This is a genomic window from Thiomonas arsenitoxydans, assembly GCF_000253115.1.
Lineage (GTDB): Bacteria > Pseudomonadota > Gammaproteobacteria > Burkholderiales > Burkholderiaceae_C > Thiomonas > Thiomonas arsenitoxydans.
The window spans coordinates 1503613-1516611 of sequence record NC_014145.1 but is presented as its reverse complement, the minus strand read 5'-3'; the positions used below and the strand labels follow the sequence as shown (position 1 = coordinate 1516611).

14 protein-coding genes are annotated in these 12999 nt (G+C 65.4%); 8 read left to right on the top strand and 6 right to left on the bottom strand.

Annotation, left to right across the window (positions count from 1 at the left end; translation table 11 throughout):
- Positions 1-109: 109 nt before the first annotated feature.
- The 6 genes from THI_RS06975 to flgA form a co-directional block, all read right to left on the bottom strand.
- Positions 110-1648, bottom strand: a complete 1539-nt coding sequence (locus THI_RS06975) for a flagellin N-terminal helical domain-containing protein (RefSeq protein ID WP_013105546.1) — start codon at positions 1646-1648, stop codon at positions 110-112.
- A 94-nt stretch (positions 1649-1742) separates the two neighbouring features.
- Positions 1743-2792 (bottom strand): hypothetical protein, encoded by a 1050-nt coding sequence (locus THI_RS06970; RefSeq protein ID WP_013105545.1) that lies wholly within the window; start codon positions 2790-2792, stop codon positions 1743-1745.
- Complete coding sequence (locus THI_RS06965; RefSeq protein ID WP_013105544.1) at positions 2789-3298, bottom strand: chemotaxis protein CheW; 510 nt, start codon at positions 3296-3298, stop codon at positions 2789-2791. Before THI_RS06965 ends, THI_RS06970 begins: the two co-directional genes overlap by 4 nt.
- The gene (locus THI_RS06960; protein ID WP_231836435.1) at positions 3295-4338 is read right to left on the bottom strand and encodes a histidine kinase; all 1044 of its coding nucleotides are present in this window, start codon (positions 4336-4338) and stop codon (positions 3295-3297) included. The genes THI_RS06965 and THI_RS06960 overlap by 4 nt, the downstream gene beginning before the upstream one ends.
- A 79-nt stretch (positions 4339-4417) precedes the next feature.
- Positions 4418-5395, bottom strand: coding sequence for a GGDEF domain-containing protein (locus THI_RS06955; RefSeq protein ID WP_013105542.1), 978 nt, complete (start codon positions 5393-5395; stop codon positions 4418-4420).
- A gap of 177 nt (positions 5396-5572) precedes the next feature.
- A complete protein-coding gene (gene flgA, locus THI_RS06950; protein ID WP_013105541.1) occupies positions 5573-6307 on the bottom strand; it encodes a flagellar basal body P-ring formation chaperone FlgA in 735 nt (244 codons plus the stop codon).
- Between the two features lie 236 nt (positions 6308-6543).
- Here flgA and flgB point away from each other — a divergent pair, with 236 nt between their 5' ends.
- The 8 genes from flgB (at position 6544) to THI_RS06910 (ending at position 12999) form a co-directional block, all read left to right on the top strand.
- Positions 6544-6951, top strand: a complete 408-nt coding sequence (gene flgB / locus THI_RS06945) for a flagellar basal body rod protein FlgB (protein ID WP_013105540.1) — start codon at positions 6544-6546, stop codon at positions 6949-6951.
- Between the two features lie 14 nt (positions 6952-6965).
- Positions 6966-7382 (top strand): flagellar basal body rod protein FlgC, encoded by a 417-nt coding sequence (gene flgC / locus THI_RS06940; RefSeq protein WP_013105539.1) that lies wholly within the window; start codon positions 6966-6968, stop codon positions 7380-7382.
- A 41-nt stretch (positions 7383-7423) separates the two neighbouring features.
- On the top strand, positions 7424-8122 hold the full coding sequence (locus THI_RS06935; RefSeq protein ID WP_013105538.1) for a flagellar hook assembly protein FlgD: 699 nt from the start codon (positions 7424-7426) through the stop codon (positions 8120-8122).
- A gap of 82 nt (positions 8123-8204) precedes the next feature.
- Positions 8205-9452, top strand: coding sequence for a flagellar hook protein FlgE (gene flgE, locus THI_RS06930; protein WP_013105537.1), 1248 nt, complete (start codon positions 8205-8207; stop codon positions 9450-9452).
- Between the two features lie 20 nt (positions 9453-9472).
- Positions 9473-10210, top strand: a complete 738-nt coding sequence (flgF, locus tag THI_RS06925) for a flagellar basal-body rod protein FlgF (RefSeq protein WP_013105536.1) — start codon at positions 9473-9475, stop codon at positions 10208-10210.
- Between the two features lie 46 nt (positions 10211-10256).
- A complete protein-coding gene (gene flgG / locus THI_RS06920; RefSeq protein ID WP_013105535.1) occupies positions 10257-11042 on the top strand; it encodes a flagellar basal-body rod protein FlgG in 786 nt (261 codons plus the stop codon).
- An 8-nt stretch (positions 11043-11050) separates the two neighbouring features.
- Positions 11051-11755 (top strand): flagellar basal body L-ring protein FlgH, encoded by a 705-nt coding sequence (locus THI_RS06915; RefSeq protein ID WP_231836433.1) that lies wholly within the window; start codon positions 11051-11053, stop codon positions 11753-11755.
- Between the two features lie 14 nt (positions 11756-11769).
- Positions 11770-12999, top strand: coding sequence for a flagellar basal body P-ring protein FlgI (locus tag THI_RS06910; protein WP_013105533.1), 1230 nt, complete (start codon positions 11770-11772; stop codon positions 12997-12999).

The following is a 12999-nucleotide window of genomic DNA, read 5'->3' as shown; positions in this document are numbered from 1 at the left end:
TCCATTCAGGCCAATGAAACCAAGACAAAAAGCATGAAGCAGATGGCAAAACCCCCGGGACGCCTCGCAGCGGCCCGGGGAAACCCCCTGGAGAAACGATCAAGCTCGATTACGGCAGGAGCTTGAGGTAGCTCTGTTGAAGCGAGTTCGCCTGCGCCAGGGTCGAGATGCCCGCTTGCTGCAGGATCTGGTACTTGGACAACTGCGTGGTCGCCTGGGCGATGTTGGCATCCTGCACCACAGACTGGGCCGCCTGCAGATTGGTCGCGGTGGTCTGCGAGTTCTGCACCGAAGCCTGAATCCGGTTCTGGATCGCACCCAGCGCGCCGCCTTGCTGGTTAAGTGCGTTGATGGCGCTGTCAATCACCGCAAGTGCGGCGTTTGCACCTTCAACCGTCGAGACATTGACGTTCGATGCACTTGTCAAACCACTCACTGCGGCAAGGCCAATGTTCCCTGCGGCAGTAGCGTCTAGGCTGAAACCTGATGTGGACTGCACTTGCACCGCACCTTGTATCAGTGCGGTAGTGGCAGAACCGGGGGTACCGGCAGCTGCAAGAAGCGCATTCGCATTCGACGCAGCCAGAGCGACACCTTTCGCATTGACCGCCTGCAACGTGCCTGTTCCTGAAAAACCTGTAATCGAAATATTGTCGCCAGAGCCTTGGCTCAGCTTCAAGTTTCCATTGCTATCAACACTGGCCGAAATACCGGTCTGCGCCGTGGTGTTGTTGATGGCCGAGGTCAATCCCGACAAATCGCCATTGGCTACGTTGGCGGTCACGCTGACCGTCGTACCCGCGCCACCCACGCCACTGGTTTGCAGGCTGAACGTGTAGGAGCCATCAGTCGCTTTAAAGACCGCCGCCGTCGACGCAGTGGCCGTGACACCGGTTTGCGAAGAAATTTTGTTGATGTCGGAAGCGATAATCGAAGCAGAGTCTGCTGGATTGGTTGCAGCGGTTGTGGCGCTGCCCACTGACCCAGAAATCGCAATTCCGTTCGTGTTTGCGAGGTACGCGCCAGTCGTGGCGCCTATGGTGTAAGCCACGCCATAGCCGTTGTTGGTCAGATCACCGTTCGTGGCGCCGTCAAACAGTTTGGCGGTGCCGCCACTACCTACTGTGTTGAGCCCGATTGAATTTCCTTGACTGTTGGCAATTGATACGTTGATCACCTGATTGGCATTGGCGCCAACTTGGAACTGCTGACCGCTGAAGGAGCCGTCGAGGATGTTCTGACCGTTGAACTGGGTTTGCGTGGCAATGGTCGAGACCTGCGCGAGCAACTGCGACACCACACCTTGGAGCGACTGACGATCAGAAGCGGTGTTGGAGCCGTTGGCCGACTGAACCGCGATGGTGCGGATCTGTTGCAGCAGGTTGGTTTCGTTTTGCAGCGCGCCGGTGGCGGTCTGCACCAGCGAAACGGCCTGGTTGCCGTTGGACACGGCCTGGTTCAGCCCGTTGATCTGGGTTTGAAAGCGCTGCGAAATGGCGTAGCCCGCCGGGTTGTCCGCAGGCCCGTTGATCTGCTTGCCGGTGGACAGCTGCTGAATATAGGTGCTGAGGCTGCTGGACGTGCCGCCGAGTGCGTTGAGGGTGTTCAGCGCGTTGACGTTGGTGTTGATGATGCCGGAAATGGCCATGATGGAGCTCCTTTGCTATGGGGAAATCCGGCATCCGTGCCGAATACGGACAACCCTGTCCGCACTCCTCTTAACGGCACGCTCCAACAGCGCTTTAGGATTTTTTTTGCGCGGCCTGCGCCGCCCGCTCCGCAACGGCATGCAGGCGCTCCAGCAGCGGGGCCAGGGCGTCGGCTGGCGAGGGGTCTTGCTCCGCAGTTGGCGCGGGCTGCTCGGCTGACTCCGCCACCGGGCCGGGTTCTGCCCTGGGCTGAACGATGGCCCCGAGCAAGGCGTCGAGATCGGCTTCGGTTTGTTCGAGCAATTCGGCAGCGGCCCGGCTGGCAGCCAGATGCGAGAGTTGCAACCGCAGGTTCAGCCCCAGCAGGGCCAGCGCCTCGGCCGTTTGCGCGAGTTGTTCGGTGCTGTGCTTGTGCTCAGCCTCGGCTTGCGCCAGTTTTTCGGCGCGGGCGGCGGCGAGCGTCTGGGCGGTCGCCTCGCGCTGGGCAGCCGCGCCGATCTGCGCCTCGACCTCGGCGGCGAGGCTGCTGGCCAGCGAACTCAGTTCCGCCCAAGCGGCCTGCTGCTGTTCGCGCTGTTCCCTCGCGACGCTCTCGATCGCCTCACGCGGGTCGGGCAAGGTCGCCGCAGTGGCCTCGGCTTTGGCTGCCGCTACTGCACGGGCCGCGTCCTGCGCCTGCTGTCTGAGCTGAGCCAGTTCGGCCTGCGCTTGAGCCGCCTGCCGCTGCCAGGCGCTGCTTTGCGCCCGCTCGGCTTCGAGCGCCGACTGCAGAGCGGCGAGCTGGGCGGCAGTTTGCGCGGCGATTTTGGCCTTCTCTCGCGCGGCGTCTTCCACGGGCTGACGCGCTGCAGAGGCCGCGTCGATCAACGGCTGCCAGAAGGCGGCCAGGGACGATTTGAGCGGCGCCTGCGCATCGGGCGCGGCGACCGCTTCGCGCAAGACTTGCTGCACCTGCAACAAATCCAGACGAATAGACAGATCGAGATAGAACGCCAGCAGCACGAGCAGAGCCGCCCCCGCGCCCCAGACGGTGAGCAGCAGCGCGGGTTCGGCGTCAAGACCTGCGGCAACCACCAGCGCCGCGCCCCAGATCAGCGCGAACAGGCCCAGCAGCAGCAGGCTGCGTTGCGGCGTGCGCTTCATGGTTGTGCTCCCCCGGCGTTCCAGCAGGCCTGCCACAGCGCGGCTACATCGAACACGGCGATGGGTTCGGCCCAGGGCGCCTGCGGAATGCAAGGCTCGGCGAGTGAAGGCGCTCCAGCGTGCAACAGCCCTCGAATGGCGTTCCACGGCGGCCGCAGCCCCGGCTGCACCGGCGCCCAGTGCCGGGTAAGCGTGGTGGCGGACAGCCGCAGCAGCCCGCCGACGTCATCTACCGCCAGAACGCCGGCCTGCTGCGCCTGGCTCCAGACCAGAAACCGCGCATCGCCCCGAGACAAACTCGGGCGGCGCAGCAGACAGGCGCCCAGATCGAGCACCAGCAGGGGCCGTCCCTGCCAGGCCATCAGGCCCGCGCAATGCGGGTGGCGCTGCGCCAGCGGCAGCGCCAGCAGTTTCGGCGAACGCAAAATCTGGCGCACCGGGGCCGCCTCCAGCGCATGAAGTTGATCGCCCACGCGGAACTGCAGCCAGGAGATCGTGCCAGTCATCGGTCGCTCCCCACCCGCAGGAGCGCTTCGAGCCAGGGCAGATCGAGCAGCAGCACGGGCTGCCCGGTGTCTGGCTGCCACGGCGCGCCCTCCCACGCCGCCGCGCGCACGCCGCAGGCCGACTGCACGGCCGGTGGCATGGGCCAGAACAGCAGGTCTTGCTGGCGGCCAAGCGCCTGCACCCGCACTGCAAAAGGCGGCTCGCCCGAATCGGGCTGAAGCAACAGCGCAGCGCCGCTGGCCTCGTGCTGCGGCTCGGGCACCTGCCAGCAAGCGGGCAGATCGAGCGCGGGCAGCGCCTCATCGTCTTGCAATAGCAGAAGCTGCCCGTCCGGGCCGGTCCACTGCGGCGTGCCGGGCTGCAGAACCACAGGCGCCAACGCGAGAGGAACTGCGACGATCCAGGGGCCGACCACGGCGGTTTGCACGGTGAGCGTCTGCGCCTCGTCCGGCGGGGTTTGCGGGGTCGGCTCTGCGGACGCGATCGGCGCCGGGGCGGGATCAAACACCTGCGGCGGTGCAAAGCGCATCGGCGCGACGGGCTCTGGCTCTGGCTCTGGCTCTGGCTCTGGCTCTGGCTCTGGCTCTGGCTCTGGCTCTGGCTCTGGCTCTGGCTCTGGCTCGGCTGGCGGCTGCAGCGGGGGCGGCTCGGAAGCCGCAGGCGCCGCTGTCGGCTTGGCCTGCTCCGGCAGCAAGTGCTGGCGCAAGCCGTCGATCACCGCCTGCAAGGTCTCCCATTGCAGCGCGGCGCCGGATGCGACCGAGGGCAGTTGTTGCAGCAGATCCTGTTCGCCCCGGCGGCAAAGCGCGCTGACGGCTTGAAGCTGCAAAAAGTCGGCGCCGATGCGAATGCCGCGCAAGGCTTCGGCGGCGTTGCCCAGGGCCTGCAGCGTGTCCTCGCGCGTGGGCTGCGGTTGCAAGCCGGCGATGAACAGTCGCAAAAATTCCTCCGCATCCACGCGAAAAGCCGCCAGCAGTTCCTGCGCGCTGGCTTGGCGCAGGCCGCTGGGCGGACGGGGGCGGGGGGCAGATGCGGACATGGTGACGCTCAATGCGGGGCCCATCTCCACGAAGGAGGCACGGCGCACCCGGTCGCGACCGGCGATCTGAACGGCGATTTCATGCGCAATGGCCGCGTTCGAGGCGCACCTGATCGCGCCCTTCGGCCTTGGCGTGATACAGCGCCGCATCGGCGCAGCGCAGCGTTTGCGCAATCGCGCGCTCGTTCAGCGCGGCAACGCCAGCGGAGAAGCGGATGTGCAGGCCGCCGGTCTGGGTCTGCACCAGTGGGCGCTGCGCGATGGTCTGCCGCATGCGGTCGATGATTTGCACCGCCTGCGCTGCGGTGGCGCCGGGCAGCACCAGCACGAACTCCTCGCCGCCGTAGCGATAGACGCCGTCGTAGGGACGCAGCGCGCCGCGCAGCAGGCGGGCGAATGCGGCGAGCACGCGGTCGCCCGCCTGATGGCCGTGTTGGTCATTGACGCTCTTGAAGTGGTCGATGTCGAGCATCACCACCGAGCACATGCGGCCCTGGCGCAGCACCAGCGACTGTTCGCCCTGCAGGCGCTGCTGCAGCGCGGCGCGGCCCGGAAGGCCAGTCAGCGGGTCTTGCGCCGCGCGCTGGGCGGCGAACACCACCTCCAGATCGGCAAAGCCCTGCAGGGTGTCGAGGCCGAGTTCGATCAGCCGATCCCAGGTTTGCACCGCCCGGACATGCTGCTTGTCGGAGGCGGCCAGTGCGCTAATCAAGACGCCGAGCTCAGCCAGACGCTGCTGCTGCGCATCGTGCAGCGGCAGCAACTCGGCGGCATCCGGCCCGCTGCGGTCGATGGCCCGGTCAAGCTGGTGTTCGATGGCCGCTCGCGGCAACGCGGCCACAGCCCCGGGGTTTTTGCGATGGCCGCCCTGGCGCAGGCAGCGCTGAAACCAGGCGGCGTAGATCTGCCGCGCCAATCGCAGGGCCGAAGTCTCCGCCGCCGGTCCAGCCTCGGGCTCTACGGAGCCCGCTTCGATCAGACCACCTTCGAGCACACTCCAAGTCGGCGTGGAAGGCTGTTTGGGTTCGGCGCTGGGCAACAAAGCAAGGGCACGCATGGGAATCTCCATCAAAGGGTGATTCCTGATTAGCAAACCCGGTGCCAGTCGATTCCTTGCTTTTTAAGGGGGTAGATGGCCTATTTTTTGCATCACTCAGCACTTACGGGGCTGCAATCAACCCTTTCTGCTCGGCTCATCCACCGGAAGACGGTTTTTTGACGCCCGCAAGATCAGCTATTGCAGTGGGACGACAACTTGCCCTTGCGCGTCCACAATCCCGCTGACCACCCGGCCCGACTGCACATTGCGCACCAGCACCGATTGCCCCACGCGGCCGTCCGCCATCGCCTGCCCCAGCGCCACCAGACGCACACCCATACCCTGCGCGATCAGGCTGACCGACTGGCCGTAGTGAACAAGCTGAGGGCCGGTGAGCATGCTCTGCGCCAGCGGTTGACCCGCCGCCACGCTGTAGCGCAGCACCTGCCCGACCAGCGCCTGCGCGTCGGTCACCGCACCGGGGGGCAGCCGGGTGGCGTCGCGCTCGACCATGGTGAGATCGGCCGCAGTGAGCACATGCCCGGCCTGCAGCGCACGCGCCACGACCACCACCCCCTGCGGCCGGTCCACCCGCACCGGCAGGTAGAGCGACCAGACCGAGGGCGCGGTGCAACGCACCTCCACGGTTTGCGCGCCGTAGGGGTTGGCGTTGCCAAAATACGCCGTGTGCAGATCGGCGCACTGCGGAAAGCGCAGCCCCGGCGCTGGCCCCTGAACATCGATCTTTACCTTTTCCCCGCCCGGGGGCAGCCCCGCGCGCACGAACGCCTCCACCGCCGCGCGGATAGTGGCCGGGCTCTCGGCGGCGGGCACGGCCCAGGCGAATGTCGCTACGCCCAGGCTGACATTGACGACCCACGCGAGCGCGAGCAGACGCAGGCCAGAGAACAAATAAAGACGGATGGGCATGGAGCAGGGTGACGCCGGGTAGTGGGTTTGCCTTTCTCCTGACGCAAAGTCTGTACCAGCCGGAACCCTCAGTAAGACGCCCATCGCTTGCCGTCCCAAGCTGTAGAGCGGCAAGGTCTTGCCGCTTTCCCTCGTGCCATTTGCCGCTTGCGACGCCTCGCCCCCGCAGATCCCGGCGAGTCGCGCCTGGCATGGAATCTGCAGTTAAAGCGCCACTCACTACCCGATCCACGACCATGACTTCCGCCCTCGACCGTGAATTCGCCCCGCTGCAAACCGCGCTGAACCTGCGGGCGCAGCGGCAGCAATTGCTCTCGGCCAATATCGCCAATGCGAACACGCCCGGCTACAAGGCGGTGGATGTCGATTTTTCCGCCGCGTTCAAAGCCGCTTTATCCGGGCAGCAAACCGGCGGCCTGCCGCTCAAGACCGAGAACGCCAGGCAACTCGCGGGCAACGTCGCCCCGGCCGGATCGAATTTCATCGCCTACCAGGCCGGCAACAACGTGAGCCTGAACGGCAACTCGGTGGACATGAACCGCGAGCAGGCCGCGTTCCAGAAAAACAGCATTCAGTACGAAGCCGATCTCACCTTCCTCACCGGCAAGATCAAAACCCTGACCTCCGCCATCACCGGCAACTAAGCGGCGCATTCACCATGTCTCTGTTCTCCGCCCTCGATGTGGCCAATTCCGGCCTGACGGCTGAAAGCTACCGCCTCAACGTGGTGGCCAGCAATCTGGCGAATGCCAACTCCGCCGTCAGCTCCAACGGCCAGCCCTACCGCGCCCGCGAAGTGGTGTTTGCCGCGCAGCCGCTGTCCGGCCCCGGCGTGCCCGCAGGCGTCAACGGCGTGCAGGTGGCCGGTGTGGTGGAAAAACCCGGCCCGCTCAAGCTTGTCTACGAGCCCGGCAACCCGCTGGCCAACAAAGACGGCTATGTGAGCTACCCCAACGTCAATCCGGTCGATGAAATGGTCAACATGATTTCCGCCTCGCGCGCCTATCAGGCCGACGTGAATGTGATGACCACCACCAAAAACCTGCTGTTGAAAACCCTCACGCTGGGCCAGTGAATTGTCCAGAACGCCCCGCCACTGACTGAAAGACCCCTGCCATGAGCACCTCTCCCATCAGCTCCAATTCCTTCCTGTCCTCGCTGCAGACGAGCAGCAGCAGCGGCACCTCGGGCAGCGCCGCCAGCGGCCTGAGCGGACTGAACAATGTCAACACTTTCTACACCCTGCTGGTGACTCAGCTCACCAACCAGGACCCGATGAACCCGATGAGCAACACCGATCTGTCGGCGCAGCTCGCGCAGTTCAGCACGGCCAGCGGCATTCAAAGCATGCAGCAGTCGATGGCCACTCTCACCGCCCAGCTCGCGCAGACGCAAGGGCTGCAGGCCGCCAATCTGGTGGGGCAGACCGTCGTGTTCGACAACAACAGCCTCAGCCTGCCCAGCAGCGGCGGCACGGCCGGGGGCTTCACCCTGGCTTCGGCCGCGCAGAACGTGCAGGTGCAGGTGCTCAACAGCTCGGGTCAGACCATCGACACGCTGCAACTCGGCGCCCTGCCCACCGGCGTGCAAACCTTCAACTGGGATGGATCGACCAGCGGCGGGCAGCAGGCCCCTGCGGGCAACTACACCTTCAACGTCAGCGCCACGGATGGCACCGGCCAGCCGGTTGCGGCCGTGCCTTTCGGGACGGGCAAGGTGCAGTCGGTCTATCTCAACGGCAGCAATGGCCCCGCACTCCAGATGGAGGGGCAGAGCAGCACCGTGCCGCTGTCGAGCATCGTGGGCGTGATGTAGTCAGCCGAGTTTTCCCGCAGCGTTTGCCCGAAGCACCCAACACCACACCGCCTTCAGACCACACCATTTTTCGGGGGATTTCATGAGCACCTTCCAAACCGCCCTGTCCGGCCTGCAAGCCGCCTCCACCGACCTGCAGGTGATGGGCAACAACATCGCCAACGCCAACACGGTGGGCTTCAAAAGCTCGAACGCCCAGTTCGCCGACACCTACGCCGCAGCCATCGCGGGCACCTCGCCGCAGTATGGACAGGTGGGCATCGGCACCTCGGTAGCCACGGTGGCGCAACAGTTCTCGCAGGGCAATATCGAGTCCACGAGCAACCCGCTCGATGTGGCCATCAACGGCAGCGGCTTTTTCCAGTTCAACTACAACGGCGCCACGGTGTATGGCCGTAACGGCCAGTTCCAGCTCGACCAGAACGGCTACATCGTCGATGCTGCGGGCGGCCAGCTCATCGGCACACCCGCGGTCAGCGGGGTGCTCACCGGCGGCTCCGGCCCGCTGCAGATCACCACCACCACCCTGGCGCCCAAGGCCACGACCAGCGGCACGCTGGGGTTGAACCTCAATGCCTCGGTCACGCCGATCCCCAGCGGCACCGCTTTCAGCACCAGCGACCCCACCAGCTACAACTACTCGACCACCAGCACGGTGTACGACAGCTTGGGCACCTCGCATCTGCTGACCACCTACTACGCTCTGCCTTCCGGTAGCGCCACGGCCAGCGGACAGGCTTGGAATGTGTATTACTCGGTGGACGGCACCACGGCCGCCGGCGGCATCACCAGCGGCGGCCCCTCCACCATCCAGTTCACCCCCACCGGAGCGATCAGCGGCACGGCCACGCTAACGGCCTCCGGCCTCACCTGGGCAGACGGCGCCTCACCTTCCAACATCACTCTCAACTTCGCCGGCTCGACCAATTACAACGCCACCTCGGTGGTGAACTCGCTCACCACCGATGGTTCGTCGGTCGGCCAGCTCAGCAATCTGTCGATCGATCCCAGCGGCGTGGTGTTCGGCCGCTACACCAACGGTCAATCGGCCAAGCTCGGGCTCATCACCCTCACCAACTTCAAGGCGCCGCAGGGTCTGCAGCGCCTGGGCAACAACTACTTCGTGCCCACCTATGCCTCGGGCCAGCCGCTCACCGGGCAGCCGGGCGGCGGCGGGCTGGGCGTGCTGCAGTCCAGCGCGGTGGAGCAGTCCAACGTCGATTTATCGTCGCAACTGGTCAATCTGATCGTCGCGCAGCAGGCTTATCAGGCCAATGCGCAGACGATCAAGACGCAGAACCAGGTGGTCCAGACTTTGCTTAGCCTGTAATAAAACAGCTCGCCTCCATCATGGATACCTTGTGGATTGCCGCCACCGGCGCCCGCGCCGTCCTGCGTCAGCAAGCGGTGACGACCAACAATCTCGCCAACGTGAACACCACCGGCTACCGCGGCGAGCAGGCGCAGTTCCGCGCCTTGCCGGTCTACGGCAACGCCCTGCCCACCAGCGCCTACACCACGGTGCAAGGCAACAGCGCGAACCTGCAGGAAGGGCCGATCAACCATACCGGCCGCAATCTCGACGTGGCGATTCGCGGCTCGGGCTGGATCGCGGTGCAGGCCACTAATGGGGACACCGCCTATACCCGCAACGGCGATCTGCAAGTGAGCGCCAGCGGCATTCTGTCCACCAGCGATGGTCGGCCTGTGCTCGGGCAGAGCGGCGCGCCGATTTCCGTGCCGCCGCTGGAGTCGGTACAGATCGGCGCCGACGGCACCATCTCCGGCGTGCCGGTGGGCAGCCAGCCCAACGCGCTGGTCGTGGTCAACCGCATTCAGCTCGTCAACCCGCCGCCCGCGCAGATGCAGCGCGGCGCCGACGGCCTGTTCCGCGATACCCAGGGCCCGGCGCCGGCCGACGGCAATGTGCAGCTGGCCGTGGGCGCGTTAGAGGGCAGCAATGTCAACCCGGTGCAGGCCATGATCCAGATTCTCGACAACACCCGCGCGTTCGAAATGCAGACCAAGCTGATGCAGACCGTCGATCAGAACCATCAGGCCGCCACGCAATTGCTCAACGTGAGCTGACCCGCCACGACGCGCCCGCCCCCACCACGCCTTCAGAGAAACCGCCATGATCCGCTCGCTCTACGTTGCAAAAACCGGCCTCGAAGCCGAACAGACCCGCATGGACGTGATCGCCAACAACCTGGCCAACGTCAACACCAGCGGCTTCAAAGGCTCGCGCGCCGTGTTTCAAGACCTGCTCTATCAAAACCTCACCCAGCCGGGTGCGCAGTCGTCGCAGAGCACGCAATATCCCAGCGGTCTGCAACTGGGCACCGGCGTGCGCCCGGTATCCACCGAGCGGCTGATGACGCAGGGCAACCTCACCCAAACCGGCAACTCGCTCGATGTCGCCATCAACGGCCAGGGCTTTTTTCAGGTGCTCGAACCCAATGGCACCATCGCCTACACCCGCGACGGCACCTTCCAGCTCAACAACCAGGGGCAGCTCGTCACCGCCAACGGCTATCTGGTGCAGCCCACCGTCACCATTCCGGCCAGCGCACAAAGCGTGACCATCGGCAACGACGGCACCGTGTCCGTCACTCTGCCGGGACAGGCCGCGCCGCAGCAGGTGGGCGCGTTGCAACTGGCCAGCTTCGTCAACCCCACCGGGCTGCAGAGCATTGGCGACAACCTCTATCTGCAAACCGGCTCCAGCGGCGCGCCCAACACCGGCCAGCCCACGCTCAACGGTCTGGGCTCGGTGCGGCAGGGCTATCTGGAGTCGTCCAACGTCAACGTGGTGGCTGAACTGGTCGACATGATCTCCACCCAGCGTGCTTACGAAGTCAACAGCAAGGCGGTGACGGCTTCCGACCAGATGCTGCAGTACGTCAACAACAATCTGTGATGACCGCGATGTCTTTCCTGCGCTCTGACTCTCACCGTCTGCGCCTGTTGCTGGCCGCGGCGTTCGCCCTGCTGCTGGGCGCCTGCGCCACGGCGCCGCAGCATCTCAGCAGCGGTTCGCTCAAGCCCCTGCCCATTCCGGCCGAACCGGAGTCGATGAATGCGCACACGCCCAACGGCGCCATCTGGCAGCCGGGCACGAATGTTTCGCTGTTCGAGGACAGCCGCGCGCACCGCGTGGGCGACCTGATCACTGTGCTGATCCAGGAAAACGCCAACGCCACCAAATCGACCAACACCACGGTGAACAAGTCCGACGACGTGAGCGCGGGGCTGTCGAGCTTTTTCGGCAAACCCTTCACCGTGGGCGGCTACTCGCCGTCGATGGGGCTAACCTCGTCCACCAAGTTCGGCGGCAACGGCGCCACCTCGCAGAGCAATACTTTCACCACCACCTTGCAAGCTACCGTGGTGCAGGTGATGAGCAACGGCAATATGCAAATCTCCGGGCAGAAGGAAGTCATGCTCAATGGCGGGCATGAATATATCCGCGTGGCCGGCGTGGTGCGCGCGGCCGATGTCAGTCCGCAAAACACCGTGCTGAGTACGCAGATTGCCAACGCTCGCGTGGAATACAGCGGCACCGGCGATGTGTACGCCGCCGCCAAGGTGCCGTGGCTAGCGAGCTTCTTCCTCTCGCTGTGGCCGTTCTGAAACTGGGTGACGACATGCCGACCGAATCACTGCGCACACCCCTCCCCCTCCCAACCTCCCCCACGGCGTGGGGGAGGAGTGATGGCTCACTCCCCGCTCGCGGGGAGGGCCGGGGTGGGGAGCATGCCACTTATCGCCACTTACTCGCCTGGCTGGCGGCGCTCTGCCTGCTCTGCGCCGCGGCGTTGCCCGCGCACGCCGCCGCCATCCGCGATCTCACCAGCGTGCAGGGGGTGCGGGTGAATCAGCTCGTCGGCTACGGCCTGGTGGTCGGCCTCGGCGGCACCGGCGACCAGGCCACGCAAGTGCCCTACACCACCCAATCGCTGCTCTCCATGTTTCAGCGCCTGGGCATCAACCTGCCGCCCGGCGTAGCCTCCAACCTGCAACCGAAAGACGTGGCCGCGGTGATGATCACTGCCAACCTGCCGCCGTTTTCGCAGCCTGGCCAGCAAATCAACGTGACCGTCTCGGCGGTGGGCAATGCTTCCAGCCTGGCCGGCGGCACCCTGCTGATGACCCCGCTCAAAGGCGCTGACGGCCAGACCTACGCCGTGGCCCAGGGCAGTGTGGTGGTCAGCGGCTTCGGCGCCGCTTCGGGGGGCAACAGCACCCAGGTCAACTTTCTCACCGCGGGCATGATCGCCAACGGCGCCACGGTCGAACGCGCCGTGGCGAACAATTTCGACAAGGCGGGCCCGATCACCCTTGCGCTCAACTCCCCCAGCTTCGGCACCGCCAGCCGCGTGGCCGATTCCATCAACCAGCGTTTCGGCGCGGGCACGGCCACGGCGCTCAACGCCGGGGTCATTCAGGTGAATGCGCCGCTGACTGCGGGCGACCGCACCGCCTTTCTCGGCCAGGTCGAAGCGCTGGACGTCTCGCCCGAATCGCCACCGGCAAAAGTGGTGATCGACGCCCGCAGCGGCACCGTGGTGCTGGGGCAGAACGTCACCCTGGGCGCCTGCGCGGTGGCGCACGGCAATCTGTCGGTCACCATCAACACGCAATACGAAGTCAGCCAGCCCAACCCGCTCGGCGCGGGGCAAACGGCGGTGGTGCCCAAAACCGATGTGAAAGCCAAGGCGGACAAGGCCAATCTGCTCATGTTCAAGCCCGGCGTCACGCTCGAAGCCGTGGTGCGCGCACTCAACGCCGTGGGCGCGGCGCCCAACGACCTCATCGCCATTCTGCAGGCCATGAAGGCGGCGGGTGCGCTGCACGCCCAGCTCGAAGTGATATGA